23 protein-coding genes are annotated in these 26,841 nt (G+C 65.1%); 15 read left to right on the top strand and 8 right to left on the bottom strand.

Annotation, left to right across the window (positions count from 1 at the left end):
- Nucleotides 1–10 precede the first annotated feature (10 nt).
- From VMR39_RS20435 to VMR39_RS20390, 10 genes are all read left to right on the top strand, one after another.
- A complete protein-coding gene (locus tag VMR39_RS20435) occupies nt 11–2,701 on the top strand; it encodes a TonB-dependent receptor (protein ID WP_414712565.1) in 2,691 nt (896 codons plus the stop codon).
- Nucleotides 2,702–2,769: 68 nt separating this feature from the next.
- Nucleotides 2,770–4,599: an alpha-amylase family glycosyl hydrolase gene (locus VMR39_RS20430; protein ID WP_414712564.1), complete on the top strand. Its 1,830-nt coding sequence runs from the start codon at nt 2,770–2,772 to the stop codon at nt 4,597–4,599.
- Nucleotides 4,600–4,610: 11 nt separating this feature from the next.
- Nucleotides 4,611–6,230 (top strand): alpha-amylase family glycosyl hydrolase, encoded by a 1,620-nt coding sequence (locus tag VMR39_RS20425; protein ID WP_325418496.1) that lies wholly within the window; start codon nt 4,611–4,613, stop codon nt 6,228–6,230.
- Between the two features lie 12 nt (nt 6,231–6,242).
- On the top strand, nt 6,243–8,312 hold the full coding sequence (locus VMR39_RS20420) for a glycoside hydrolase family 97 protein (protein WP_414712563.1): 2,070 nt from the start codon (nt 6,243–6,245) through the stop codon (nt 8,310–8,312).
- A 392-nt stretch (nt 8,313–8,704) separates the two neighbouring features.
- Entirely contained in the window at nt 8,705–10,555 is a 1,851-nt protein-coding gene (ilvD, locus tag VMR39_RS20415) for a dihydroxy-acid dehydratase (RefSeq protein WP_325418494.1), read from the top strand.
- 3 nt (nt 10,556–10,558) lie between these two features.
- Nucleotides 10,559–10,945, top strand: a complete 387-nt coding sequence (locus tag VMR39_RS20410) for a VOC family protein (protein ID WP_422663732.1) — start codon at nt 10,559–10,561, stop codon at nt 10,943–10,945.
- Nucleotides 10,946–11,100: 155 nt separating this feature from the next.
- Nucleotides 11,101–12,489: an aspartate aminotransferase family protein gene (locus VMR39_RS20405; protein WP_325418492.1), complete on the top strand. Its 1,389-nt coding sequence runs from the start codon at nt 11,101–11,103 to the stop codon at nt 12,487–12,489.
- Nucleotides 12,490–12,508: 19 nt separating this feature from the next.
- A complete protein-coding gene (locus VMR39_RS20400; protein WP_066855158.1) occupies nt 12,509–13,003 on the top strand; it encodes an Lrp/AsnC family transcriptional regulator in 495 nt (164 codons plus the stop codon).
- Nucleotides 13,004–13,137: 134 nt separating this feature from the next.
- A complete protein-coding gene (locus VMR39_RS20395) occupies nt 13,138–14,286 on the top strand; it encodes a M20 aminoacylase family protein (protein ID WP_325418489.1) in 1,149 nt (382 codons plus the stop codon).
- Between the two features lie 119 nt (nt 14,287–14,405).
- Nucleotides 14,406–15,623 (top strand): calcium-binding protein, encoded by a 1,218-nt coding sequence (locus VMR39_RS20390; RefSeq protein ID WP_325418487.1) that lies wholly within the window; start codon nt 14,406–14,408, stop codon nt 15,621–15,623.
- Nucleotides 15,624–15,629: 6 nt separating this feature from the next.
- Here the strand turns inward: VMR39_RS20390 and VMR39_RS20385 are convergent, their stop codons facing one another.
- Genes VMR39_RS20385 through VMR39_RS20365 form a run of 5 tightly spaced genes read right to left on the bottom strand, consistent with a single transcriptional unit; the run spans nt 15,630 to nt 19,561 of the window.
- Nucleotides 15,630–16,541 carry a copper resistance protein B gene (locus tag VMR39_RS20385; protein ID WP_325418485.1) on the bottom strand — a complete coding sequence of 304 codons (912 nt, stop codon included), beginning with the start codon at nt 16,539–16,541 and terminating at the stop codon, nt 15,630–15,632.
- On the bottom strand, nt 16,538–18,277 hold the full coding sequence (locus VMR39_RS20380) for a copper resistance system multicopper oxidase (RefSeq protein WP_325418484.1): 1,740 nt from the start codon (nt 18,275–18,277) through the stop codon (nt 16,538–16,540). Before VMR39_RS20380 ends, VMR39_RS20385 begins: the two co-directional genes overlap by 4 nt.
- Before the next feature lie 24 nt (nt 18,278–18,301).
- A complete protein-coding gene (locus VMR39_RS20375) occupies nt 18,302–18,859 on the bottom strand; it encodes a sigma-70 family RNA polymerase sigma factor (RefSeq protein WP_325418482.1) in 558 nt (185 codons plus the stop codon).
- Nucleotides 18,856–19,293, bottom strand: coding sequence for a periplasmic heavy metal sensor (locus tag VMR39_RS20370; protein ID WP_325418480.1), 438 nt, complete (start codon nt 19,291–19,293; stop codon nt 18,856–18,858). Before VMR39_RS20370 ends, VMR39_RS20375 begins: the two co-directional genes overlap by 4 nt.
- 7 nt (nt 19,294–19,300) lie before the next feature.
- The gene (locus VMR39_RS20365; RefSeq protein ID WP_325418478.1) at nt 19,301–19,561 is read right to left on the bottom strand and encodes a hypothetical protein; all 261 of its coding nucleotides are present in this window, start codon (nt 19,559–19,561) and stop codon (nt 19,301–19,303) included.
- Nucleotides 19,562–19,703: 142 nt separating this feature from the next.
- On the opposite strand from VMR39_RS20365, the gene copC reads away from it, so the two are divergent.
- From copC to VMR39_RS20350, 3 genes are all read left to right on the top strand, one after another.
- Entirely contained in the window at nt 19,704–20,078 is a 375-nt protein-coding gene (copC, locus tag VMR39_RS20360) for a copper homeostasis periplasmic binding protein CopC (RefSeq protein WP_325418476.1), read from the top strand.
- Between the two features lie 6 nt (nt 20,079–20,084).
- Nucleotides 20,085–20,951 (top strand): copper homeostasis membrane protein CopD, encoded by an 867-nt coding sequence (gene copD, locus VMR39_RS20355; protein ID WP_325418474.1) that lies wholly within the window; start codon nt 20,085–20,087, stop codon nt 20,949–20,951.
- Between the two features lie 103 nt (nt 20,952–21,054).
- Complete coding sequence (locus tag VMR39_RS20350; protein ID WP_325418472.1) at nt 21,055–21,804, top strand: isocitrate lyase/phosphoenolpyruvate mutase family protein; 750 nt, start codon at nt 21,055–21,057, stop codon at nt 21,802–21,804.
- A gap of 13 nt (nt 21,805–21,817) precedes the next feature.
- Here the strand turns inward: VMR39_RS20350 and VMR39_RS20345 are convergent, their stop codons facing one another.
- The 3 genes from VMR39_RS20345 to VMR39_RS20335 form a co-directional block, all read right to left on the bottom strand.
- Nucleotides 21,818–22,534, bottom strand: a complete 717-nt coding sequence (locus VMR39_RS20345) for a cupin domain-containing protein (protein ID WP_325418470.1) — start codon at nt 22,532–22,534, stop codon at nt 21,818–21,820.
- Nucleotides 22,535–22,613: 79 nt separating this feature from the next.
- Entirely contained in the window at nt 22,614–25,142 is a 2,529-nt protein-coding gene (locus VMR39_RS20340) for an ABC transporter permease (protein ID WP_325418468.1), read from the bottom strand.
- Entirely contained in the window at nt 25,139–25,840 is a 702-nt protein-coding gene (locus VMR39_RS20335; protein WP_325418466.1) for an ABC transporter ATP-binding protein, read from the bottom strand. The genes VMR39_RS20340 and VMR39_RS20335 overlap by 4 nt, the downstream gene beginning before the upstream one ends.
- Here VMR39_RS20335 and VMR39_RS20330 point away from each other — a divergent pair.
- On the top strand, nt 25,839–26,549 hold the full coding sequence (locus tag VMR39_RS20330; RefSeq protein WP_325418463.1) for an arylesterase: 711 nt from the start codon (nt 25,839–25,841) through the stop codon (nt 26,547–26,549). The genes VMR39_RS20335 and VMR39_RS20330 overlap by 2 nt on opposite strands.
- On the top strand, nt 26,546–26,841 hold a 296-nt coding region (locus tag VMR39_RS20325; RefSeq protein ID WP_325418461.1), incomplete at its 3' end, for a Gfo/Idh/MocA family oxidoreductase. The genes VMR39_RS20330 and VMR39_RS20325, both read left to right, overlap by 4 nt.

Genomic DNA, 26,841 nt, shown 5'->3' with positions numbered 1-26,841 from the left:
CCGTGCCCATATGCTGGGCGCTTCCATTTTTGCTATCGTCGCGGCGACCGGCGCGACCTCGGCTCTGGCGCAGGATGCGCAGGGCGCTCCCCAGGCGGATGCCGCCGCGCCCCAGGGCGATGCCAACGACACGATCGTCGTCACCGGCTTCCGCGCTGCGCTGCAAAGCGCCGTCAACGTCAAGAAGAACGCGCAGACCATCGTGGAATCGGTATCGGCCGAGGATATCGGCAAGCTGCCCGACGCGTCGATCGGCGAATCCATCGCCCGCCTGCCCGGCCTGACCTCGCAGCGTCTGTTCGGCCGCGCCAATTCGATCGCGATCCGCGGCGCCAGCGCCGACCTGTCCTCGACCACGCTCAACGGCCGTCCGCAGACTTCGACCGGCGAACAGCGCAATGTCGAATTCGACCAATATCCCGCCGAGGTCGTCAACCGCGTCGACGTCTACAAGACGCCGCAGGCCAACCTCATTCACCAGGGTCTGGTCGGCACCGTCGACATCCGCACCATTCGCCCGCTCGACTATGGCAAGCGGATGATCGCCGTGGGCGCGCGCGGCGTCTATACCGACCTTGGCAAGATCAACGCCGACAGCGACGACAAGGGCTATCGCCTGACCGGCACCTACGTCGACCAGTTCGCCGGCGACCGGATCGGCGTCGCCCTGTCGGTCGCCTATAGCGACGAACCCTATCAGTCGAAGGAGTTCGAGGCCTGGGGCTATGCCGATGGGCCGAACGGCGACAAGGTGATCGGCGGCGTGAAGCCCTTTGGCGTGTCGACCCAGCTCAAGCGCCTCGGCATCCAGGGCAGCGTGCAGGTGCAGGCGACCGACACGCTGATGCTGACCTTCGACGGCTTCTACGGCGATTTCAAGGACAAGCAGATCAAGCGCGGCGTCGAGGTGCCGCTCTACTGGAGCAGCGCGACGCTGGTCCCCGGCAGCACGACGACTGACGGCAATTTCATCAACGGCGGCACTTTCACCAATGTCGAAGCCGTGGTGAACAACCATGGCTATGAGCGCAAGTCGACCATCTTCTCGGGCGGCTTCAACGCCAAATATACCGGTGACGACGGCTGGTCGGCCAGCTTCGACTTCGGCTATTCGCGCACCGACCGCAGCGAACTCTCGCTCGAATCCAATGCTGGCACCGGCTATGGCCCCGGCAACGGTGCCACCGACACGCTGGATTTCGTGAGCGACCGCAAAGGCACGCACTTCACCAGCCACCTGCTGGATTATAGCGACCCCAATCTGATGGTGCTGACCGATCCGCTCGGCTGGGGCGCGGGTGCGCCGCTGGGCCATCAGGAAGGCTATTACAACAACCGCATCATCGACGACGAGATCAAGAGCTACCAGATCGAATTCGGCAAGGAGAATGAGGGCAGCTTCCTGTCGAAGGTCACGGTCGGCCTCGGCTATACCGACCGCACCAAGGCGAAGACGCCGGAAGAATATGTGCTCAATCTGGCGAACGGCGCGACGTCGCTGGTCCTGCCGCAGCAATATCGCATGGACCCGACCGATCTCGGCTTCCTCGGCCTCGGCCCGATCCTGAGCTACGACCCGTTCAAGCTGCTGGAGGACGGCGTCTACCAGAAGGTTCTGAACCCCAGCAAGGACATCCCGGCCAAGGCCTATTCGGTCACGGAGCGCGTCATGTCCGCCTATCTGATGGCGAACATCAAACAGTCGGTCGGGTCGGCCGAACTGACCGGCAATATCGGCGTCCTCGCCCAGAATACCGAACAGAAGTCGCGCGGCTTCATCAACCTCGCCGCCGCCGATCTGGTGCCGACCACGCGCGGCGCCAACTATTGGGACGTGCTCCCCAGCGCCAACCTGTCGCTCCGCTTCCCCAGCGACTTCGTCATCCGCCTGTCGGGCGCGCGCGAAATCCAGCGCCCCCGGTTCGAGGATATGAAGGTCAGCCTCGACTATGGCTACAACACCGCCAGCGGGGTCATCACCGGCACCGGCGGCACGCCGACGCTGCGCCCCTATCGCGCCTGGGCGGCGGACCTCAATTTCGAGAAATATTTCGGGACCAAGGGCTATCTTGGCCTTCAGCTCTTCTACAAGAAGCTGGAAAGCTATGTGTATCGGGAAACCGTGCCGTTCGACTATACCGGCCTGCCCATCACCCTGCCGCCGGGCGTGACCGACTTCACCGGCACCATCACCCGGCCCGTCAACGGTCAGGGCGGCAAGCTCTACGGTCTGGAACTTGCCGGCACCGTACCGTTCGAGGTCGTCACTCCGGCGCTGGAGGGCTTCGGCCTGACCGGCGGCGTGGGCTATACCAAGACCAGCATCAAACCGGGCGCCAGCGCCTCGTCCGAAGACCTGCCCGACTATTCGCGCTGGGTCGCCAACGGCACGCTCTTCTTCGAAAAATGGGGCTTTTCGGCGCGCGGTTCGGTGCGCTACCGTTCCGCCTTCGTCGGCCAGTTCGTCGGTTTTGGCGGTGAACGCGAACTGCGCCGGGCGCTCAGCGAAACCATCGTGGATGCGCAGATCGGCTATGATTTCCAGGAAGGCAGCGCGCTTCATGGCCTGTCGGTCTTCCTCCAGGGCCAGAATCTGACCGACGAACCGTTCGTGTCCGTGGACACCGGCGCGTCGATCCAGATCCGCAACTACCAGACCTATGGCCGCCGCTTCATGGCGGGCTTCAACTACCGCTTTTGATGTGTAGACTGGCCCAGCGGCCGCGTGTCGCCGGGCCTTTACGGGTTCAAATATAAGGGGTGTCCCTCATGGGTCGAACGGCCACGAACTTTCTCGTGACGGCCGCCGGAATGGCTGCGGCCCTGATCGGCGCAACCTGCGCGCAGGCCGACACGCTGTCCGACCTGCGCGCCCGCACGCCGGAACAGGAAATCGTCTATTTCGTCCTGCCCGACCGGTTCGCCAACGGCGCGTCCGCAAATGACAGGGGCGGCCTGAAAGGCGGCCCGCTCCAGACCGGTTATGATCCGACATCCCGCGCCTTCTATCATGGCGGCGATCTCAAGGGGCTGACCGCGAAGCTCGACTATATCCAGGGCCTCGGCGCCACCGCCATCTGGCTCGCGCCCATCTTCAGGAACAAGCCGGTACAGGGCGCCAAGGGGCAGGAAAGCGCGGGCTATCACGGCTATTGGGTGACGGACTTCACCAGCGTCGATCCCCATTTCGGCACCGACGCCGACTTCAAGGCGCTGGTCGATGCTGCTCATGGACGTGGCATGAAAGTCTATATGGACATCATCGCCAACCATACGGCCGATGTGATCCAGTACAGGGAAAGTCCCACGCGTGCGGCGCCCTATCGCAGCAAGGCCGACTATCCCTGGTCCCGCCAGGGCGGCGCATCGGGCAAGCCGATCAACCCCGGTTTCGCCGGCGACCATGATGGCAACGCCGCCAACTGGGCGAAACTGACCGATCCGTCCTTCGCTTACACGCCGATCGTGCCCAAGGAAGAGCGGAAGGTCAAAGTCCCCGCCTGGCTCAACGATCCCATCTATTATCACAATCGTGGCGACACCGACTGGAAGGGCGAAAGTTCGCAATATGGCGATTTCGTCGGTCTGGACGACCTCGCCACCGAAAACCCGCGCGTGGTCGCGGGCTTTATCGACATCTACAGGGGCTGGATCGACCGTTTCGGCATCGACGGCTATCGCATCGATACCGCCCGCCATGTGAATGCCGAATTCTGGCGCGCCTTCATCCCCGCCATCCGTACCCATGCGGCGGCCAAGGGCATCCCCAATTTCCATATCTTCGGCGAAGTCGCGACCGGCGACTATGATCCGGCGTTGCTCGCCAGTTGGACCCGCAACGCCGCCTTCCCCGCCGTGCTGGACTTCGCCTTCATGCGCGCCGCCGTCGACGCCGCCAGCGGCAAGACCGGCACCGACATGCTCGCCCGCCTCGGCGAGGATGACGCCCTCTATGAAGGCGGCAAGGCGGCGGCGCTGCAACTGCCGACCTTCCTCGGCAATCATGATGCCGGCCGCTTCGCCTTCTTCCTGCGGCAGGCCAGACCCGGCATGAGCGCGGACGAGGAACTGGCGCGCACCCTATTGGGCCATGCGATGCTGCTGACGCTGCGCGGCGTGCCGACGCTCTATTATGGCGACGAACAGGGCTTTGCCGGCACCGGCAACGACCAGCAGGCGCGGCAGGACATGTTCGCGTCCCAGGTGGCCGAATATAATGCGGACCACCTTGTCGGCACGCAGGCGACCACCGCGACCGACAGTTTCAACCCCGACCACCCGCTCTACCGCGCGATCGCGACGCTGGCGAAAATCCGCCGCGACACGCCCGCTTTGTCGCGCGGCGCGACGATCCTGCGCGCCAGTTCGGACAAGCCCGGCCTGTTCGCCGTCTCCCGCATCGATCCCGATACGGGCCGCGAGGTGGTGGTCGCCTTCAATACATCGGCCGCTCCGCTGTCGGGCAATATCGCGGTCGATCCAGCCAGCGGCAGCTTCACGTCGCTGGCCGGCGCCTGCCCGGCCGCCGCACAGGCGCCGGGCAGCCTTGCCCTCTCCCTCCCCGCCTTCGGCTATGCCGTCTGCGCCGCAAAACCCTGATGGAACGAGCGATGACCCCTGAACCGACTGCCGCCACGACCCCGGCCGACCTCCCTTGGTGGAAGGGCGCGGTGATCTACCAGATCTATCCGCGCAGCTTTCAGGACAGCAATGGCGATGGCATCGGCGACCTGAACGGCATCACGCAGCGGCTGGACCATGTCGCGAAGCTGGGCGCCGACGCCATTTGGATATCGCCCTTCTTCACCTCCCCGATGCGCGACTTCGGTTATGACATCGCCGATTATTGCGATGTCGATCCGATCTTCGGCACGCTCGCCGATTTCGACGCATTGGTCGCCCGCGCGCATAAATTGGGCCTCAAGGTCACGATCGATCAGGTCTATGCCCACGCGTCCGACCTGCACGACTGGTTCGCACAGAGCCGCGCCAGCCGCACCGGCGACAAGGCCGACTGGTTCGTCTGGGTCGATCCGAAGGAAGACGGCACGCCGCCCAACAACTGGCAGTCGGTCTTCGGCGGCCCCGCCTGGACGTGGGACGGGCGGCGTGGTCAATATTATATGCATCAGTTTCTGAACAGCCAGCCGCAGCTCAACCTGCATAATCCCAGGGTGCAGGATGCGCTGCTCGACGCCATGCGCTTCTGGCTGGATCGCGGCGTCGACGGCTTCCGCCTCGACGCGCTCAACCATTCGATGCACGATCCGCTGCTGCGCGACAATCCGCCCGCGCCCGACACCGGCAAGCCACGGACCCGCTCCTTCGACTATCAGATCAAGAAGTATAGCCAGTCGCACCCCGGCGTGGTCGACTTCATCAAGCGTATCCGCACGCTGTGCGACGAATATGGTGCGATCTTCACCGTCGCCGAAGTCGGCGGCGACCTCTCCGAAAAGGAGATGAAAGCCTATACGGCGGGCGAAAGCCACCTCAACAGCGCCTATGGCTTCAACTTCCTTTATGCCGACAGGCTGACGCCCGCGCTGGTCGCCGAAACGGTCGAGCGCTGGCCCGACGAGCCGGGCCTTGGCTGGCCGAGCTGGGCGTTCGAAAATCACGACGCTCCGCGCGCGGTGTCGCGTTGGTGCGCGCCCGACGATCGCCCCGCCTTCGGCCGGCTGAAAGCGATGCTGCTGGTCGCGTTGCGCGGCAACGCCATCCTCTATCAGGGCGAGGAACTGGGCATCACTCAGGTCGATATCCCCTTCGAGCGCCTGCAAGACCCCGAAGCCATCGCCAACTGGCCGCTGACGCTGTCGCGCGACGGCGCACGCACGCCCCTGCCCTGGACGGCGGACGCGGCGCAGGCGGGCTTCAGCGACGCCGAACCCTGGCTACCGGTCGGGGACGAAAATGTCGCCCGCGCCGTCGATGCGCAGGAAGGCGACGCCACTTCGCTCCTCAACCACACCCGTGCCATGCTGGCATTGCGCAAGGCGCATCCCGCGCTGCGCCATGGCAGTCTGGAGATACTGGTCGCCGACGACCAGCGCCTGCTCTTCCGTCGTCGGGCCGACGGCCAGTCGCTCCTCTGCCTGTTCAACCTGTCAGGCGAACCGGCCACATGGCCCGAAGCCATCGCCCCGACCAACAAGCTGCTCGCCGCCGTCAACGGCGCTGCGCCGGGCATATTGCCGCCTTTCGGCGCGCTGATGATCGAAGAATAAGGAGAAGCCCCTATGCTGAACCCCTCGCTGCGCGCCTGCGCGCTGACCCTGCCGTTCGCCCTCATGACACCGGCTTTGACACCGGCCCTCGCGCAGGAGGCCCGCCCTTCCGTCACGGCCGCCTCGCCCGATGGCTCGATCGTCCTCACCGTCTCGACCGACAATGACAGCCGCCCGACATGGTCGCTCTCGCGCAAGGGCAAGCTGCTGATCGCGCCCTCCAAGCTGGGCTTCATCCTGACCGATGGCCTCAACATGGTGCGCGGTTTTTCGATCGCCGGGTCGGACAAGGGCCAGGGCAATGATCGCTGGGAACAGCCCTGGGGCGAGCGCCGCTTCGTCACCGACCGCTATAATGAGGTGACGGTGCGCTTCCGCCAGTCGGATGTGCAGGGCGCGCGGCTGATGAACGTGCATTTCCGCCTGTTCGACGACGGGTTCGGCTTCCGCTACGAACTGCCGGAGCAGCCCAATCTCAAGACGATGAAGATCGCCGATGAAACCACCGAATTCGACATCGCGCCCAAGGGCACGGCCTGGTGGATTCCGGGTGGCGAATGGAACCGCTATGAGCAGGTCTATCAGAAGACGCCGATCGACGCCGTCTCGACCGCTCATACACCCATCACCATGCGGCTGGACGACGGCACGCATCTCAGCTTCCACGAAGCCGCTCTGGTCGATTATTCGGCCTATTGGCTGAAGCGCGCCTCCGGCCAGACCTTCCGCACCACCCTCTCCCCCTCGTCGCAGGGCGCGCGGGTGATCCGCGACCTGCCGTTCAACACGCCCTGGCGAACCATCCGCATCGCCGACAGTGCGGCGGGGCTGGTCGAGAATGATCTGGAACTCAACCTCAACGAACCCAACAAGCTGGGCGACGTCAGCTGGTTCCGGCCCGCCAAATATATCGGCATCTGGTGGGGCATGATCCGGGGCGACTGGACCTGGGCCGAAGGACCGAAACATGGCGCCACCACCACCCGCACGAAGCAATATATCGACTTCGCCGCCAAACATGGCTTCCGCGGCGTGCTGGTCGAAGGCTGGGACAAGGGCTGGAATGGCGACTGGTTCGGCCATGGCGACGCATTCAGCTACACGCAATCGACACCCGACTTCGACCTGCCGGGCCTCGCCGCCTATGCGAAGAAAAAGGGCGTCCATCTGATCGGCCATCATGAAACCGGCGGCAATATCGCCAATTATGAGGCGCAACTGGACGATGCGATGAAGCTGTATGGCGGCCTTGGCGTCGATGTGGTCAAGACCGGCTATGTCGCCGACGCAGGCGGGATCATCGCGCCCGGTGACACGCCGGGAACCGCGCGCATGGAATATCATGACGGCCAGCGCATGGCCCAGCATCATCTGCGCGTCGTGGAGACGGCGGCGAAATATCATGTCGCGGTCAATGCGCATGAACCGATCAAGGATACCGGCCTGCGCCGCACCTATCCAAACTGGGTCGGGCGTGAAGGCGCGCGTGGCATGGAATATAACGCCTGGGGCCAGTTCGCGAACGGGCCGGACCATGAACCGACGCTCATCTACACCCGCATGCTGTCCGGGCCGATGGACTTCACGCCGGGCGTGCTGAGCCTGGAGGGGGCGGAACACGCCCCGCTCGCCTCGACGCTGGCCAAGCAGCTCGGCCTCTATCTCGCGCTCTATTCGCCGATCCAGATGGCGGCGGACTTTGTCGAGACCCTCGCCAAATATCCGAAGGTACTGGACTTCATTTCCAAGGTGCCGGCCGACTGGAGCGAAAGTCATCTGATCGCGGGCGAGGTCGGCGACTATGCCATCTTCGCGCGAAAGGACCGCAACAGCGAGAACTGGTATGTCGGCGGCGTCAACGACGCGACCGCGCGGACGGTAACGCTCGATTTCGACTATCTCGAACCGGGCAAGAGCTACACCGCCACCATCTACAAGGATGGCGAAGGAGCGACCTATCTGACCGATGCCCGTCACAAGATCGCCTATGAAACGCGCACCTTCCGCAAGGGCGACCGCTACGACCTGTGGCTGGCTCCGGGCGGCGGCGCTGCGATACGACTGGTCGCTTCGGGCAAGTAACTTACAAGAACCCCGGCCTTTGAGGCCGGTCTCCCCCGCCGCCGGGCCGGACTGCACGCCGGTCCGGCGGCGCTCCTCTAAGGCGCGCCAAACCAGACGCCTGTCCTACAGACCCGCCTTTGCGCTATGATCCATGGCCGGAAAGACAATATCGAAATATAATTTCTGAGATTTGACATGAAATATCAAAATCTGCGGGAAATGTGCGAAGTTAAGGGGAGAGCGCGACGCAAGGCGTGGGTTGCACCTCGCATCGATCTGCCGATCTGCCGATCTGCCGCCGGGCAGACACGCAAGAAAATGGCGCAATGACTCCATAAAAGGAATAATATGTTTCACAGGCCGGTCCCAGCCTGTAGAGGGGCCGCATTATTGCCTGAAGGATCCGAGTCATGCCTGCCTATCGTTCCCGTACCACCACCCACGGCCGCAACATGGCCGGCGCGCGCGGCTTGTGGCGCGCGACGGGGATGAAGGACGAGGATTTCGGCAAGCCCATCATCGCCATCGCCAACAGCTTCACCCAGTTCGTGCCCGGCCATGTCCACCTCAAGGATCTGGGTCAGCTCGTCGCGCGCGAAATCGAGGCAGCGGGCGGCGTCGCCAAGGAATTCAACACCATCGCGGTCGATGACGGCATCGCCATGGGCCATGGCGGCATGCTCTATTCGCTGCCCAGCCGCGACCTGATCGCCGATAGCGTCGAATATATGGTCAACGCCCATTGCGCCGACGCGATCGTCTGCATCTCCAACTGCGACAAGATCACGCCCGGCATGCTGATGGCCGCCATGCGGCTCAACATCCCTGTCGTCTTCGTTTCCGGCGGGCCGATGGAAGCGGGCAAGACCGTGGTGCGCGGCAAGAAGGTCGCGCTCGACCTGGTCGATGCGATGGTGGTCGCCGCCGACGAAAGCTACACCGACGAGGAAGTCCAGACGATCGAGCGCTCCGCCTGCCCGACCTGCGGCAGCTGTTCGGGCATGTTCACCGCCAATTCGATGAACTGCCTGACCGAGGCGCTGGGCCTGTCCCTGCCCGGCAACGGATCGACGCTCGCCACCCATGCCGACCGCGAACGCCTGTTCCGCGAAGCCGGCCATCTGATCGTCGACATCACCAAGCGCTATTATGAGCAGGATGACGACAGCGTCCTGCCGCGCAGCATCGCCAATTTCGCCGCGTTCGAAAACGCGATGAGCCTGGACATCGCCATGGGCGGTTCGTCCAACACGGTGCTGCACCTGCTGGCCGCTGCTTTCGAGGGCGGGATCGATTTCACCATGGCGGACATCGACCGCCTGTCGCGCCGCGTCCCTTGCCTCTGCAAGGTCGCACCCGCCAAGAACGACGTCCATATGGAGGATGTCCACCGCGCCGGCGGCATCATGGCCATCCTGGGCGAACTGGAGCGCGCCGGCCTGATCGACGCGTCGCTGCCGACCGTCCACAGCCGCACCATGGCCGACGCGCTGGCCCGCTGGGATATCGGCCGCACCAACAGCGAGGAAGTCCGCAACTTCTACCGCGCGGCGCCGGGCGGCGTGCCGACGCAGGTCGCCTTCAGCCAGTCGGAACGCTGGGAAGAACTGGACACCGATCGCGAAAAGGGCGTGATCCGCTCGGCCGAACATGCCTTCTCCAAGGATGGCGGTCTGGCCGTTCTGTTCGGCAATCTCGCCCCCGAAGGCTGCATCGTGAAGACCGCCGGCGTGGACGAGAGCATCCTCGTCTTCCACGGCACCGCGCGTGTCTATGAAAGCCAGGACGCCGCGGTCGCGGGCATCCTGGGCAATGAGGTGAAGGCGAACGACGTCGTCATCATCCGCTATGAAGGGCCGAAGGGTGGCCCCGGCATGCAGGAAATGCTCTACCCGACCAGCTATCTGAAGTCGAAGGGTCTGGGCAAAGCCTGTGCGCTCATCACCGACGGGCGCTTTTCCGGCGGCACGTCGGGCCTGTCGATCGGCCATGTCTCGCCCGAGGCGGCCGAAGGCGGTCTGATCGCGCTGGTCGAGACGGGCGATCCGATCGTCATCGACATTCCGGCCCGCGTCATCAAGGTCGACCTGGACGACGCCATTCTCGCCGAACGTCGCGCGGAGATGGAAGCGCGCGGCGCCAAGGCGTGGAAACCGTTCGGCCGCAAGCGGGAAGTCTCCCCGGCCCTGCGCGCCTATGCCGCGATGACCACCAACGCCGCCAAGGGCGCGGTGCGCGACGTCAGCCAGATCGAGCGCTAAGGGATGGGGCTGCGCGGCGTCCACCATATCGCCATCATCGGCTCGGACTATTCGCGCTCGCGCCATTTCTACTCCGAAATCCTGGGCCTTCCTATCCTGCACGAAGTGTATCGGGAGGCTCGGGACAGCTGGAAATGCGATCTCGACGCCGGCAATGCGCAGATCGAGCTTTTCTCCTTCCCAACGCCGCCGGCCCGCCCTTCGCGACCCGAAGCCTGCGGTCTGCGGCACCTGTCCTTCATGGTCGCCGACCTGGATGCCGAGGTCGCGCGACTGACGGATCATGGCGTGGAATGCGAGCCGATCCGGGTGGACGAATATACCGGTCAGCGTTTCACCTTCTTCGCCGATCCCGATGGCCTGCCGCTGGAATTGTACGAAGACGGCTGAGACGCGGCCCTGGCGCAACCGGCGGGAACGCAGCAGATTATGCTGCGTCGGTTCCCGATTAAGTGCCGGGACGATAACTCTCCCCACAATATCGGGCTTTCGCTCTGCGGCATGCGGCTAGGCTGATCTTATGACCACAACAGCGAGCCCCCCTGATGACGCTGCATAGCAACCGGTCCCTGCTGGACATCGACCGCGACCACCTGATCCACCCCGTCACCTCCTTCCGCGGCCATGAGGCGCATGGCGCGCTGCTGCTGGAAAGCGGCAAGGGGATGTGGCTGAAGGACATGGACGGCAAGGATCTGCTCGACGCCTTTGCCGGCCTGTGGTGCGTCAATGTCGGCTACGGACAGGACAGCATCGTGGAAGCGGCAGCGGAGCAGATGCGCCGCCTGCCTTATGCGACGGGCTATTTCCATTTCGGCAGCGAGCCGGCGGTCAAGCTGGCGCAACGTCTGGTCGACCTCAGCCCCGAAGGGCTGGACCATGTCTACTTCACGCTGGGCGGGTCCGATGCAGTGGATAGCGCGATCCGCTACATCACCCATTACTATAACGCGATTGGCAAGCTGGAGAAGAAGCAGTGCATCGCGCTGGAGCGCGGCTATCATGGATCGAGCAGCACTGGCGCCGGCCTGACGGCGCTCGCCAATTTCCATCGCGGTTTCGACCTGCCGCTGCGCTGGCAACATCATATCGCGTCGCCCTATCCCTATCGCAGCGATCTGGAAGGCGATGACGCCGCGATCATCGCCCGGTCGGTGCAGGAGCTGAAGGATAAGGTCGCGCAGCTGGGCGCGGACAATGTCGCTGCCTTCTTCTGCGAGCCGATCCAGGGTTCGGGCGGCGTCATCGTGCCGCCGGTCGGCTGGCTGAAAGCGATGCGCGACGCCTGCACTGCGCTGGACATATTGTTCGTGACCGATGAAGTCATCACCGCATTCGGCCGCACCGGCCCGATGTTCGCCTGCGATGCAGAAGGCGTGTCCCCCGACCTGATGACCGTCGCCAAGGGACTGACCGCCGGTTATGTGCCGATGGGCGCGGTCCTGATGTCGGACAAGGTTTATCAGGGCATCGCCAATGGTGCCTCGGCCGATGTCGTGATCGGCCATGGCGCGACCTATTCCGGGCATCCGGTCAGCGCCGCGGTGGGCCTGGAGGTGCTGCGTCTCTATACCGAAGGCGGCATATTGGCGAACGGGCAGAAGGTCGCCGCGCGCTTCGACGCGGGCATGGCGGGCATCGCCGATCACCCGATGGTGGGCGACACGCGCGGACGCGGACTGCTCGGCGCGATCGAGCTGGTCGCGGACAAGGGCAGCAAGGCGCGCTTCGATCCCGGCCTGAAACTGGCCGACCGGCTGTTCGCCAGGGGGTATGAGAATGGCGTGATCTTCCGCGCCTTCGCCGACAATATCATCGGGCTTGCCCCGGCGCTCTGCGCGTCCGATGAAGAGATGGACATGATCTTCGCCCGCATCCGCAAAACGCTCGACGATCTGCTCGAAGAAGCGGATATTCGCGCGGCGGTGAGATAGAAGAAGGGGGAGCAGGGATATGTTGGGCGGACCCAGACTGGACAGGATCGACCTCAAGATCCTCACGCAGCTTCAGCAATCCGGCCGCATCACCAATGTCGAGCTGGCCGACGCGGTGGGCCTGTCCCCCAGTCCCTGCCTGACCCGCGTGAAGCGGCTGGAGAAGGCGGGCTACATCACCGGCTATGGCGCGCATATCAACCTGCACAAGCTGGGCGAATATCTAACCGTCTTTACCGAGGTGACGCTGACCGAGCATCGCGCCGGCGACTTTTCGCGGTTCGAGACGCGCATCCGCAAGCTGGACGAGATCGTCGAATGCCATCTGGTCAGCGGCGGTTACGACTATCTGCTGAAATTCGTGACGCGCGGCGTGGCGCATTATCAGTCGATCATCGAGGGGATGCTGGAGAGCGACTACGGCATCGAGAAATATTTCAGCTATGTCGTGATCAAGTCACCCTTCATCAAGCACCATTACCCGATCCAGCATCTGTTCGGCGAGCAGAGATAGGGTGTTTTGTTGAGAACTGCACCGGCCCGCACCCCCACCCGGCCACCCACGGCGATATCCTGATGGGCGGCCGGCTGGGTGTGCCCGGTGCGGCAAAATGTGCGTTTCAGCACATTTTCAGATAAGGCTGTACCATGATCGACATTGCCGACCTGATCGAACCGCTCGTTGCCTTCCGCCGCGACATTCATGCGCATCCCGAACTTGGCTTCTGCGAGCATCGCACCGCCGGCCGGATCGCCGAACAGCTGCGCACGCTGGGGCTGGAGGTGCATGAGGGGATCGGCAAGACCGGCGTGGTCGGCGTGCTGCGCAACGGCACGTCATCGCGCAGCATCGGCCTTCGCGCCGACATGGACGCACTGCCGATCCATGAGCAGACCAACCTGCCCTATGCCAGCACGACGCCGGGCACATTCCATGGCTGCGGCCATGACGGGCATGTCGCCATGCTGCTGGGCGCGGCGCAGCATCTGGCGCGGAGCCGCACTTTCGACGGGACGGTCAATTTCTTCTTCCAGCCCGCCGAGGAGGGGCAGGGCGGCGCGCGCGAAATGGTGAACGAAGGGCTGTTCGAGCGCTTCCCCTGCGACCGGGTGTTCGGGTTGCACAACTGGCCCGACCTGCCCGCCGGCACGATCGCGACGCGGCCCGGCCCGATCATGGGCGCGGCCGACAAGTTCGAGATCCGGCTCGAAGGGCGCGGCGGCCATGCAGCGATCCCGCAGGATACGCCCGACGCCATTCTTGCCGCCGCCTCTCTGGTTCAGCAGCTGAACGCCATCGTGTCGCGCCGGATCGCGCCGACCGCGTCGGCGGTGCTGTCGATCACTCAGATCCATGGCGGCCATACGCATAATGTGATACCCGAAGCGGTGACGATTTCGGGGACGGTGCGCACCTTCGACGCCCATGTGCAGGATCGGATCGAGGAATCGATCCGGCAGGTCGCGACGGGGGTCGCTCTTGCGGGAGAATTGACCGCGAAGGTCGATTATCAGCGCTATTATCCCGCGACGATCAACGATGCGGAGGCCGCACAGGAGGCGCTGTCGGCGGCAGCAACGGTCGGCACCGCACAACTGGCACCCGACCCGGCCTTCACGTCAGAGGATTTCGCGTTCATGCTGCAAGCGTGCAAGGGCGCCTATATCTGGCTGGGGCAGGCCAAGCCCGAAGGGTCGACGCCGCTGCACAACCCGCATTACGACTTCAACGACGACGTGCTGGAACTGGGCGTCCGGCTGCATGTCGCTCTGGTGGAGCAGCATCTGGGCAAATAGGTGTCCTGGCGCTGAACCATCGGACATATCCCCCTGCGCACTGGCCGGGCCGGTGCGGCCATATCATGCTTCCTGAAGCCCGGCGCCTGCGCGCGTCCTGATTTCGGTGGCGATGAGTCATGAACATCCTTGGCACGAACAATAATGACACGCTCTATGGATCGACGCTTGCGGATCTGATCCGGGGCTATGCCGGCAACGATACACTGTCCGGCGGCGCGGGCGATGATCAGATATTGGGCGAGGATGGCGACGACAAACTATATGGCCAGGCCGGTGACGATTTCCTGAAAGGCGCGGCGGGCGCTGACCTGCTCGACGGCGGCGACGGCAATGACGGGCTGGATGGCGGCCCCGGCAACGATGTGCTGCGCGGCGGATCGGGGAACGACACGCTGGAGGCCAAGGACGGCAACGACACGCTCGACGGCGGTTGGGGCCATGACATGATGCTGGGCGGCACCGGCGACGACATCATCTATGGCGGCGCAGGACGGGACTATATCGATGCCGGGCCAGGCAATGACCGCATCTATGCCGGCGACGATGATGACGGCTTCATCAACGAGATCAACCCGGCGACCGGCCTGCTGACGACCGAAGCGGTGTCGGGCGGCGATGGCAACGACATCATCTATGGCGAGGGTGGCGACGACGCGCTGAAGGGTGAAGCGGGCGACGATCGTATGGACGGCGGGGACGGCAATGACCGTGTCGATGGCGGCGACGGCGACAATTACCTCGTCGGGGGGGCGGGCGACGACATTATTTCAGCAGAGTGGGGCGACGACCAGATGCTGGGCGGCGCAGGCGACGACCTGATCGAAGGCGGCGACGGCAACGACCTGATCGATGGCGGCGCCGATGACGACAGGCTGATCGGCGAAGGCGGCCAGGACATATTGCTGGGCGGCGGCGGTCAGGATCGCCTGCTGGGCGGGGATGGCAACGACCAGATTTATGGCGGCGAAGGCAACGACCAGTTGCTGGGCGACGCGGGCGACGATGTGCTGTTCGGGGAACAGGGTGCCGATCGCCTTTGGGGCGGTCTGGGCGCCGACCGGTTCGTGTTCAAGGGCGCAGGCGCGCTCGACGGCGGCGACCGGATCGACGATTTTCAGGACGGGGTCGACCGCATCGTGCTGGAAAAGCTGGGTGTGACCCAGTTCAGCAGTTCGGGCCTGGCCGGCACGGTATTCGCGCAGGACCAGCCCGATGGCGATGTCGCGCTATGGGTGACGACCAGCAGCGGCGCACACTTCGGCATCGAGATCGGCAATCCATCGGCGACGCTGACGGCAGCGAATTTCTCCGCCGCCGATTTCCTGTTCATCTGATCACGATCAGAACCAGAAGCGGATACCCATGACGAGGCTGGTGGTCGATGCCCCATCCCCCTCCGCGCGGGCATAGCGGGCGGTGTCGCCGAAGCTGCGTTCCCAGTTTACGCCGATATAGGGCGCGAACTCGCGGGCGAACTCGTAGCGCAGGCGCAGGCCAAGCTCGATATTCGACAGGCCCGATCCGATGCCCAGTTCCGGCACGTCCTGCGCAGCAATATTCACTTCGGCGGCGGGTTGCAGGATCAGCCGCTGGGTGATGCGCTGGTCATAGCTGCCCTCGACGCGCAGATGGGCGTCGCCCTTGTCGGAGAGGAAGGCCTGCGTTTCCAGCTCGAACCAGTAGGGGGCGAGGCCTTCGATGCCGACCGTCGCATAGGTGCGCTGGGGCTGGGGACGGAAATCCTGACGGACGCCCGCGACGACATTCCACCAGGGGTCGATGGCGCGGCTGTAAAGCATCTGAAGCTCGGCGCTTTCGAGGCGGCCGCCAACCTCGCCCTCCCCTTCCGACTTGATGGCGAGGCGGTTGATATCGCCGCCGATCCAGCCTTCGCCCTCCCAATGATAGCCGTCGCCCCCCTTTTGCGCGCGATACTCGGCACGGTCGATCATCAATTGGGAGAAGGTCATGCCGCCACTTTCCTGTCGCATCGCGGCGCGGGAGCGGGCCATGACATCGGGGGCGTAAAAGGCTTCGGCGGCATGGTCGGTCGGGACCGGCGGGGCGACGCCCTGCGGGATAGCTGCATCGGTTGCGGGCGCGCCGTGACCGGCATGGGGGTTGGCGGGCTGATCCTGCGCGCCCTCTTCCTCCACTTGCGGCATCTGGTGGACTCTATGGTCCATCGTCTGCGCGAGGGACGGCGTTGCGATCCCCGCGAGCAGCAGCGTGGCAGCGGCCAGGCGGATCATGCCGCACCTCCTTCATGACGGACCGTAACGACGCGCATCATCCCGGCGTGCATGTGCATCAGCATATGGCAATGGAAGGCCCAGTCGCCGATCGCGTCGGCGGTAAGATCAAAGCTGATCCTGCCGCCGGGCAGGACGTTCACCGTATGCTTGCGCGGATTATGGGTCGCATCCTCGCCGGTGACGAGCTGGAAGAAATGACCGTGGATATGGATGGGGTGCGGCATCATCGTGTCGTTGATGAGGTTCACCCGCACCCGCTCCATATGGCGGAAGGGGATGGGATCGGCGCCGTCCGACAGCTTCACCCCGTCGAAGGACCACATATAGCGTTCCATGTTTGCGGTGAGGTGGATGTCGAGGGTGCGGGTCGGCGTGCGAACATCCTCGTTCGGTTCGAGTGCGCGCAGGTCGGCATAGGTGAGGACGCGATGGTCGACCTCCTCCAGACCCGTTGGCCGGTCGGCGGTGCGATCGGCGGGCATGGAGGAAAGGGTCGCGACCCCAGGCCCCATCGGCACATTCGGCGCGACCGAGGGGTCGAGCATCTTCATGCTGTGGCCGGACATGCTGTCATTGGCAGGCTGGCTGAGGTCGATCACGCCGCCCTGCCCCATATCCATGCCCGACATGTCCATGCCCATGTCCTTCATGGTGAGGAGCGGGCGCTGACGCAGGTCGGGAATGGGCGCGACCATGCCGATCTGCGGCGCGAGCGTGGCGCGAACTTGCCCGGAGCGGTCGATGGCTTCGGCGATCAGGCCGTAGGGCTTCGCTTCGGTCGGCTGGACGATCACGTCATAGGTTTCGGCGATGCCGATCTGAAATTCGTCCGTCTCCACCGGCTGGACATGCTGGCCATCACACTGGACCACGGTCATCGGCAGACCGGGCAGGCGGACGTTGAAATTGGTCATGGCCGATGCGTTGACGATGCGCAGCCGCACCCGCTCGCCGGGCGCAAAGAGGCCGGTCCAGTTTTCCGGAGTGCCATGGCCGTTGACGAGGAAGCTGTAGGTGGAACCGGTCACGTCCGAGATATCGGTCGGATCCATCCGCATGGCGCCCCAGTCCATTCGATCCCTGAGCTTCTGGTCCTTGCCCTGGAGCAGGCCAGCGAGCGTTTGGCGCTGGAAATTATGGTAGCCGCCCATCTGCTTGAGGCGTTTCAGCAGGATATGCGGGTGGACCGGCGACCAGTCGGCCAGTACGATCACATGTTCGCGGTCGGACTGGACCGGATCGGGACCGGCGGGGTCGATGACGATCGGCCCATAATGGCCCATCGCCTCCTGCATGCCCGAATGGCTGTGATACCAGTAGGTGCCGGACTGACGGACCGAAAATTCATAGGTGAAGGTTTCGCCCGGCCGGATGCCGGGGAAGCTGACGCCCGGCACGCCGTCCATCTGGAAGGGGACGATCAGGCCGTGCCAGTGGATCGACGTATCCTCTTTCAGACTGTTTGTGACGGCGAGGCGGACATTCTGCCCTTCCTTCAGCCGAATGAGCGGCGCGGGAACGGTGCCGTTGATAGTAATGGCATGGGCCGACCGGCCGCCGGTTCCGAAATGACTTTCGCCCACGGTCAGCGCGATCGTGTCGCCGGACAGGACGCCGGGCGCCGGGCGCAGACCGGCGGTGCCGCTGCGCGCCCAGGCGGGGAAGGCGCCGGCCAGCGTCAGCGCGGCGGCGCTCTTGAACAGGGTGCGGCGATCGAGGGACAATTGGCTCATGCCCCTTCATACGCAGGCGGGACTCTAATCCCTCAAAATTTCCGTGAGTTTCGCGCGGGCGCGATAGAGGCGGGTTTCGACTGCCTTTTCGGTGACGCTCAAGACCTGAGCAGCGTCGGCCTGGCTCATCTGTTCGATCGTGCGGAGCAGCAGCACATCCTTGAGGGTCGCGGGCAGCGACGCAATGGCGGCGCTGATGCGGGCAAGTTCGCGCTGCGAATGGAGCGCCTCCTCCGGAGTGGCGCCATGGTCAGCGATATCGAGCGCTTCGTCCATCGGTTTGGCGAAGGCGAAGAAGCGGCGGACGGTGCGGCGGCGCGCCCAGTCGCGGCATTTGTTGAGCGCAATGCGTGCGATCCAGACGCGAAAGGGCCGCGTGCCGTCATAGCGGGCGAGTGCGGCAAAGGCGGCGACGAACGTTTCCTGCGTGATATCGAGCGCCTCGTCGCCGTCGCCGACATGACCGCGCACGATCCGGTAGACGGCGTCGCGATGCCGCTGCATCAGCGCGCCATAGGCCGATTGCTGCCCCGCCAGTGCGCGGGCGGCGAGCGCGCGATCTTCGGGGTCCGCTTCGCTCACCGGGCGGGCTGGGTCAGCGCCTTGACGATGGCGGCGTCGAACTGCGCCGCCTGATCGGGACGGAGCACGGCGCGCATCGCGAAGATATGCTGGAGCGTTTCCTTCTGAAGCTGGCCCATCACATGGTGCGACCGGTCGATCGCCTCCCCGACCTTGGGACCATAGCCATGTTCGGCGGCGATAGCGTCGGCCAGTCGCTGGTTGTCGGCGCGCATTTCCGCCTCCAGCGCTTCGCGCCGGGTGGCGAAAGCGGCCTCCAGTTCATGGATGCGCTTTTCCTGCGCGGCGTCGAGTGTGAGGCGCTGGTGCAGCAGCGCATGGACCTCGCTTTCGACGCGCGGTTCGGGGGCGAGCCAGAGGCGCGCGATGAACACCGCCGCCAGCGACGCGGCAAAGGCGACAAGCGCGACGAGAATATAGCGGCGGGCGGTCATTGACCCCTCATTGGCCGAGCAGGCGTGAGGGCGCATAGTCCGACATGCCGATCGGCAGCGGCGACGCCTGCGCGGGCGCAGCGGGGACAATACTGCCAGCCCAGCCGATGCCGATCGCCAGCACGCCCGCCAGCATCAGGCTGCGCCGCGCCGTCACCTGTTCGCGCTTTCTGCCCACGCCGCGCATCACCGCATCGTCCATCGCTTCGAGCCGCGCGTCGGTGGGCATCGCCCGCACCGCGCCCAGCATTCGGTCCAGATCGGTCATCGCTTCATTCTCCATCCTCATGACCGCATACGCGCGCAACACGCCCATCCCTTGGGCTGGGGCCGAAAAATTATGCGCATGGGGCGAGGGGTCCGGCAAGTCCATGCGTAATTGCCCTGAACATCATGCTGGAGACATTGCCATGACCCGTAAGTTCCTGATCGCCGCCGCTGCTCTGGCGCTTGCCCTGCCCAGCGTCGCGAGCGCGCATACCAAGCTGCTGTCGTCCAGCCCGGCCGCCAACGCGACCGTCGCCAAGCCGACCAAGCTGACGCTGACCTTTTCCGAAACCTTTCTGGCGCCGATGAGCGGTGTGGAGCTGACCATGACCGGGATGCCGGGCATGGCCAATCATGAGCCGATGCCGATCAAGGGCTTCAAGACCGCGGTCGAGGGCAAGACCATGACGCTGACCCTGCCCCGCGCCCTGCCCGCCGGTACCTATGAACTGAAATGGCATGTGGTCGGCGCCGACCAGCACAAGATGGAAGGCGGCTACAGCTTTACGGTCAAGTAAGCCGCGATGACCGAGGGGGCGCTGATCGGCGCGCGCTTTGCGCTGATGATCGACCTTGCCATGCTCATGGGCCTGCCCTTGTTCTGGTGGGTCATGGGTATGGCGGGGCGGAAATCCCTGCTGGCGCTGTTGGCGGCCGGGGGCCTGGCACTGTCGGTGCTGTGGTTGCTGGCAAGTGCAGCGGCGATGACCGGCACGCCGATCACGTCCCCCGATTGGGCAAGCGCCCGGATATTGTTGACGATGACGCCGGTCGGGCCTGTTTTGGTAGCGCGGGGTGCGGCCCTGCTGGTCGCGCTTGCCGCGCTGGTGATGCCGGGTGGGATACGATGGACGCTACTGCCTGCGGCAATCGCGACCGGGACTTTAGCGTGGACCGGCCATGCCGGCGCAACCGAAGAAATGACCGGATCGCTGCACCGGGCCGCCGATGTCGCCCATATCTGGGCGGCAGCGGGATGGATTGGGGCGCTGGCAGTGCTGCTCTGCGCGGTGACGCGGTTGCGAGCGGGGGATGATGCGCGGCCGGTTGCTATGATGCTGGCACGCTTTTCGCTCATGGGGTCTTTGGTCGTGGCGACGCTGGTCGTCAGCGGCGCCGTCAATCTCGCGATGATCGTCGGGCTGGCGCAGGTGCCGGCCCTGCTTGACAGCCTCTATGGCTGGCTGCTGGCGGCGAAGCTGGCGCTGTTCGGGCTGATGCTGGGACTGGCGGCCGCCAATCGCTGGTGGCTGACGCCGACTCTGGAAAGCGGCATGACGCCGCAGCGCGCGGTGGCGCATCTGCGGCTATCGCTGCTGGTGGAAAGCAGCGCCGCCGTCGCCATCATTGGGCTGGTGGCCTGGCTGGGAACGCTTGATCCGATGGCGTGATCCAACCGATCTGCTTGTCCCTGTCCCTGTCCCTGTCCCTGTCGACTTGAATGTGCCGAACAGGCGCATCATCTGGCGTGGCGAATTGCCAGGGAGCCAGAGGATGCCGACTATCGCCGACAAGCGCGCCACTTTTCGCGCGCTACATGAAACGGGTTTCTTCATCCTTCCCAACGCATGGGACGCGGGAAGCGCCATCCGGCTGACGAAGTCAGGGTTCAAGGCCATTGCTTCGACCAGCGCCGGTGCGGCCTGGGCAGCGGGAAAGGACGATGGCGAGCTTTCCCGCGACGATGTACTGGCGCATCTCAGGCTACTGGTCGACGCGACCGATCTGCCCGTGAATGCGGATTTCGAGAATGGATTTGCCGACGATCCGACCGCTCTGGCCACCAACGTCGCAATGGCGATCGACACCGGCATCGCCGGCCTTTCGATCGAGGATTGGTCGGGCAGCAAGCTCTATGAATTGGATCATGCCCGCGATCGGATCGCCGCGACGCGTGCGGCCATCGACGCGGTCGATCCCGCCGTCATGCTGATCGGGCGCAACGAGAATTTCCGGGTACCGGACATGTCGGTCGCGCAAAGCATCGCGCGCGCGGTGGCCTATGCCGAGGCTGGCGCGGATTGCCTGTTCGTCCCCTTCATCCTCGATCCCGGCGCCGTCGCTGAACTGGTTGCGGCCGTGGCGCCCAAACCGGTCAATGTCGTCATCCACGACTATGATGCGTCGATCCGCACCTTTGCCGCGCTCGGCGTCCGCCGGTGCAGCGTGGGCGCCAGTCTTGCGATGCGTGCCTGGACTGCCGTCGACGACGCAGTCCAGCTACTCAGGCAATTCGACTCCTGAGCCGGCCTCTCCGTCAGGCCGGGCGGTAGATACAATAGACCTTCTTCACATGGACGCGGCTGTCCCAGCTGCAACTGGCGCCTTGTTCGACCAGGAAGATGTCGCCTTTCGAGAAAGTGCCTTCGGTGCCGGCTTCGTCGACGAAGGTCACGCTCCCGTCGAGCAGATACATCATCTCAAAATGGCCATAGCGCATGGCCCGACGATGATAGGGCGTCGAATCCCAGGTGCCGGCCATAAACTCGCCATCGTTCGATTTCCAATCGCTGTTGTTGCGGCACTGGGGCGTCGGGCCGACCAGCAGTTCGGCTAGCGGCGCGCCCGAAGGCGTTAGCGGGGCGTTGGCATCGACGGCGATGATCGAGCCGTCGCCGGCCGGACCACCGGTGCGGCGCATGAAGAGGAGGCGGCTGTCCGCATCGGTGGTCCAGGTGAAGGCCGCGCCGCTACGCAGGACGACGCTGTCGCCTTCCACAAGCGTGAGATCGAGATCGCCCTGCGCGATGCGAACCGCGCCGGATTCGACGATGACGAACTCGTCGGCGGACATCGCTGCCACCATGCCTGCGCCCTGCGGCAGGGCGATGAGGCCGGCACTGATGGGACCGTCCGCCAGCGGCAGCAACGCGCGGGCGGTGGGGAAGGGATCGCCTTCGCCCTTCGTCACGGTCGCGTCCTTGGCCCAGGCGCGCAGGTCGATGAAACTGCGGGTCAGTATCTGGTTGGTCATGACGGCCTTTCCTGTCGGTCTGGCCGCAGGATAATCCGCCGCGCCCGGCACGATGCGCCGTTTGCGACGGAGCGGACCGTCAGACCTGCCGCAAGGCGCGGGCCGGACGAACGGAAAGCAGCGGGAGCGATCCGGCAAGGCCGATGCCGAGCGTCAGCAGCGCCCCGCCCGCCAACGTCGCCAGCACGATCGACCAGTCGGGCGCCCAGTGGAAGTCGAACACCTGCACGATCACGAACCAGGCGGCCGCGCTGCCAAGCGCCAGCGCGACGAGCGCGAGAATGGCGGCGAGCAGGCCATATTCGAGCGCCTGCCCGCCCAGCAGTTGCGTCCGCGTGGCGCCCAGCGTCTTGAGGATGACGCTGTCATAGCTGCGCGACTGGCGCGAGGCGGCGATCGCGCCGACCAGCACGGCAATGCCGGCGAGGATCGCGACCGAAGCCGCGACCAGTATCGCACGCGACATCTGGGTCAGGATGGTGCCGACCTGATCGATCACCTCCCCCACCGCGATCACCGATACGCCGGGGAAGGCTGCGAGGAGAGCGCGGGTCATGGCGCTGTCGTGGCGCGGGTCCATGGTGATGGTGGCGGCGACGCTGTGCGGCGCGGCCTCCAGCGTCGCGGGGGTGAAGACCAGCACATAGTTGAAACCCATCGTGTCCCAGTTGACCTTGCGCAGGGAAGCGATGCGCGCCTTTATCTCCCGACCCAGGATGGAAACGGTCAGCATGTCGCCGACGCCGATGTTGAGCGTGCTGGCTGCCTCGGCGTCGAGCGAGACGAGCGGCGGCCCCTTATAATCCTTCGGCCACCATCGGCCCGCGACCAGATCGCTGCCTTCGGGCAGCGCCGCGCTGTAGGTGACACCGCGTTCGCCGCGCAGGAACCAGGCCCCTTCGGGCAGTTGGGGCAAGTCAGCGACGCGCTGCGTGCCATAGGCGGTGATAGTGCCGCGCAGGACGGGTACGATGTTGAGCTGCGCCTCCGGTGCCTGGCGCTCGACGATCTGTCGGAAGCGCCCCTGTTCCGGTGCCGGAATGTCGAGCACGATCTGGGCGGGCGCCTTTTTCGGCACGACGTTACGGATTTCCGCGTTCAGGCTGGTTTCGATCCCTGCGAGCGTGACGAAGAGTGTCAGCGCAAGGCCCAATGCCACGATCAGCGCAGCGGTCGGCGCGCCGGGTCGGTGCAGATTAGCGAGCGCGAGGCGGAGCAGCGGACGGCGCGGCCGGGGCAGGCGGCGCGCGAGCCGGCTGACGAGAAGCCCTAGACCCAGAAGCAGCAGCAGGACGGCGGCGACCGCGCCCAACACGGCGGCGGAGAAAAGCGGCTCGCGCGCGGTACCGAGCGCCAGCGCGATCAGCAATGCCCCTGCCCCTGCCCCGCCCATGGCGGCAAGGCTCCGCCGGTCAAGGCCGCTCCGGCTTTCGATCGCGCCGCGGAAGATGGCGGCGGCGGGCTGGGTACGCGCTCTGGCAAGTGGCGGGAAGGTGAAGAGGAAGGCGATCAGCAGGCCATAGGCGGCGCTCGTCAGCAAAGGGATGGGATGGAGGCGGAAGCCGGGGCTGACCGGCAGTATGTCACCTGCCAGCGCCATCACCAGCGGAGGCAGGGCCGCGCCGACGATCAGGCCGGCCGCAATGCCCAGCAGCGCGACCGCACCGACCTGCATCCGGTAAACGAGGGCGATGTCGCTAGAGGTCGCGCCCAGCACCTTCAATGTCGCGATGCCGCCGCGCTTGCCAGCGAGGTAAGAGGCCACGCCATTGCTGACGCCGATGCCGGCGATCACCAGCGCGGCAAGGCCGATCAATGACAGGAATCGCCCCATCCGCTCGATGAAGCGATTGGCGCCGGGCGCGGCGCGATCCTTGTCCTTGAAGGTCCAGCCATCACGGGCGCGCGCCTTTTCCAGGTCATTGCGCACCATGGCCGCGTCGAAGCGGGGATAGAGGCGGACGCGATATTTGGCCGAATAAAGGCTGCCCGGCTGGATCAGGCCGGTGCGGCGTAGTCCGTCCATCGACACGATCGCGACCGGGCCGAGCGTGAAGCCCTCGCCCAGCCGGTCGGGTTCCTCGGCAATGATATCGCTGATGGTGAAGGTCGCGTCACCATAACGAAGCTGTTCGCCAGGTCGGACCTCCAGACGGTCGGCCAATGCCTCGCCGATCACGATATGGTCTGCATCCATCGGACGGTATGCGCCGTTGCGCAAGGCGAGCGTGCCATAGAGTGGATAGAGATCATCCACACCCTTGAGTTCCGTCAGCACGGCAGGCGGGGCGTCTCCCCTGCCCGGCCCGATCCGCTGCGCCATTGCCCGCATGCGGATCGTCTCGCTGAGCGTGCCGAGTTGCCGGAACAGTTCCTTGTTGCCCAGATCCGCCTCACGCTGGGTCATGCCGATTTCTATGTCGCCGCCCAGGATGACGCGGCCCCGGTCGCTCAGTTCCTGGGTGATGGCTGCAGTCAGGCTGCCGATCGCCGCCAGCGCGGCGACACCGAGGAACAGGCAGAGGAAGAGCAGACGCAGCCCGCGAAAGCCCAGATGCAGGTCGCGCCGGGCGATGCGCCAGCCCGCTCGCCAGCCAAGCCCGCTCACAGGGTGCGATCCGCGACGATCCGCCCATCGCGCATTTCGATGATGCGGCCGCAGCGTTCGGCCAACACCGGATCATGGGTGATGATGACGAGCGTCGCGCCCGCAGCATGTTGCCGGTCGAACAGCAGGTCCATGATCGCTGCCCCCGTTGCGGCATCGAGATTGCCGGTAGGCTCGTCAGCGAAGATAAGGGTCGGGCGCGGCGCGACCGCGCGGGCGATAGCGACACGCTGCTGCTCGCCGCCCGACAATTGGGCGGGATAATGGTCGAGCCGGTGGCCAAGGCCTACGGCGCGCAACTCTTCGGCCGCCATAGCGAAGGCGTCGGAATGACCGGCCAGTTCGAGCGGCACGGCTACATTTTCCAGCGCCGTCATGGTGGGAAGCAGGTGGAAGGATTGAAGCACGATGCCGATCCGGCCACGGCGCGCGCGGGCGAGGTCATCCTCCCCCAGCACGCCGAAATCGACGCCGCCCACATCGACGCTGCCGCCGCTGGCGCGTTCAAGGCCCGACAGCACCGCCATCAGCGAGCTTTTGCCTGATCCCGATGCGCCTAGGACGGCGACGCTCTCCCCGCGCAGGATGGACAGATCGACGCCCTTGAGGATCGCCACCGGCGCGTCGCGGGAACCAAGGGAAAGGGTGACATTCTGCGCGCAGATCGCAATAGTGGCGGGATCGATGGGCAAGTGCATGAAGAAGGAGCGCTCCTTGGCGGGCAGGTTGTTGCAATATGGGGCGTTGACGCTGTTTGTCCATCTGGCCGCCTGTTCGGATGGTGCGCCGCCCCCTCCCCCGCCCACCGACACCGCGCAGGTTGTGGAAGACGCCGAGCCGGCCGCCGACACGAAGCTGGTCGTGGCGTTCGGCGACAGCCTTTATGCCGGCTATAATCTGGACCAGGGCAAGGGGCTGGCGCCGGTGCTGGAAAAGGCGCTGAAGGCGCAGGGGGTGAAGGCGCGGGTCGTCAATGCCGGCGTGTCGGGCGACACGACGGCGGCGGGACTGGCGCGGCTTGGCTTCACGCTGGACGGCTTGGCTCGCCGACCCGACCTGATGCTGGTCGGCCTTGGCGGCAATGACATGTTGCGCGGCCTTTCTCCCAAGGAGACGCGCGCCAATCTGGACGCGATCCTGGCCGAGGCGAAGAAGCGCGGTATCCCCGTGCTGCTGACGGGCATGATGGCCTCGCCTAATATGGGGCCGGATTATGCGGCCGCGTTCGATCCCATCTATCCCGAACTGGCTAAGACCTATGGCGCGACGCTCTATCCCTTCATGCTCGACGGCGTGATCGGCAAGCGCGCGCTGCTGCTGCCCGACGGCGTCCATCCCAATGACGAGGGCGTCACCGTCATCGTCGGCAAACTGACGCCGCTGGTGGCGGGAGCGCTGAAGCCATGAGCATCCGGGTCGGCCTGATCGGCTACGGCATGGCCGGGCGTGTCTTTCATGCACCGCTGATCCGGGCAGTGCCGGCGCTGGAACTGACGGCGGTCGTCACCAGTCGCGCGGCGGAGGTGGCCGCGCTCGATCCGGCTATCGCCTGTGTGGCGGAAGTGGACGCATTGCTGGCGGATCCGGCGATCGATCTGATCGTGATCGCGACACCGAGTGCGACACATGCGGCGCTTGCCGACAGGGCATTGCGTGCGGGCAAGCATGTGGTGGTGGACAAGCCCTTTGCCCTGTCGCT

The organism is Sphingobium sp. (assembly GCF_035511395.1).
GTDB lineage: Bacteria > Pseudomonadota > Alphaproteobacteria > Sphingomonadales > Sphingomonadaceae > Sphingobium.
The sequence above is the reverse complement of the archived record's forward strand: the minus strand, read 5'-3'. Positions and strand labels throughout refer to the sequence as shown.

Coding starts and splice junctions, on each gene's coding strand:
- VMR39_RS20380 (WP_325418484.1), bottom strand. CDS start 18,277: ATGAGCCAATTGTCCCTCGATCGCCGCACCCTGTTCAAGAGCGCCGCC.
- VMR39_RS20335 (WP_325418466.1), bottom strand. CDS start 25,840: ATGCACTTGCCCATCGATCCCGCCACTATTGCGATCTGCGCGCAGAAT.
- VMR39_RS20430 (WP_414712564.1), top strand. CDS start 2,770: ATGGGTCGAACGGCCACGAACTTTCTCGTGACGGCCGCCGGAATGGCT.
- VMR39_RS20435 (WP_414712565.1), top strand. CDS start 11: ATGCTGGGCGCTTCCATTTTTGCTATCGTCGCGGCGACCGGCGCGACC.
- VMR39_RS20330 (WP_325418463.1), top strand. CDS start 25,839: ATGAAGAAGGAGCGCTCCTTGGCGGGCAGGTTGTTGCAATATGGGGCG.
- VMR39_RS20405 (WP_325418492.1), top strand. CDS start 11,101: ATGACGCTGCATAGCAACCGGTCCCTGCTGGACATCGACCGCGACCAC.
- VMR39_RS20365 (WP_325418478.1), bottom strand. CDS start 19,561: ATGACCGATCTGGACCGAATGCTGGGCGCGGTGCGGGCGATGCCCACC.
- copD (WP_325418474.1), top strand. CDS start 20,085: ATGACCGAGGGGGCGCTGATCGGCGCGCGCTTTGCGCTGATGATCGAC.
- VMR39_RS20410 (WP_422663732.1), top strand. CDS start 10,559: ATGGGGCTGCGCGGCGTCCACCATATCGCCATCATCGGCTCGGACTAT.
- VMR39_RS20385 (WP_325418485.1), bottom strand. CDS start 16,541: ATGATCCGCCTGGCCGCTGCCACGCTGCTGCTCGCGGGGATCGCAACG.
- VMR39_RS20390 (WP_325418487.1), top strand. CDS start 14,406: ATGAACATCCTTGGCACGAACAATAATGACACGCTCTATGGATCGACG.
- copC (WP_325418476.1), top strand. CDS start 19,704: ATGACCCGTAAGTTCCTGATCGCCGCCGCTGCTCTGGCGCTTGCCCTG.
- VMR39_RS20400 (WP_066855158.1), top strand. CDS start 12,509: ATGTTGGGCGGACCCAGACTGGACAGGATCGACCTCAAGATCCTCACG.
- VMR39_RS20350 (WP_325418472.1), top strand. CDS start 21,055: ATGCCGACTATCGCCGACAAGCGCGCCACTTTTCGCGCGCTACATGAA.
- VMR39_RS20425 (WP_325418496.1), top strand. CDS start 4,611: ATGACCCCTGAACCGACTGCCGCCACGACCCCGGCCGACCTCCCTTGG.
- VMR39_RS20345 (WP_325418470.1), bottom strand. CDS start 22,534: ATGACCAACCAGATACTGACCCGCAGTTTCATCGACCTGCGCGCCTGG.
- VMR39_RS20420 (WP_414712563.1), top strand. CDS start 6,243: ATGCTGAACCCCTCGCTGCGCGCCTGCGCGCTGACCCTGCCGTTCGCC.
- ilvD (WP_325418494.1), top strand. CDS start 8,705: ATGCCTGCCTATCGTTCCCGTACCACCACCCACGGCCGCAACATGGCC.
- VMR39_RS20370 (WP_325418480.1), bottom strand. CDS start 19,293: ATGACCGCCCGCCGCTATATTCTCGTCGCGCTTGTCGCCTTTGCCGCG.
- VMR39_RS20395 (WP_325418489.1), top strand. CDS start 13,138: ATGATCGACATTGCCGACCTGATCGAACCGCTCGTTGCCTTCCGCCGC.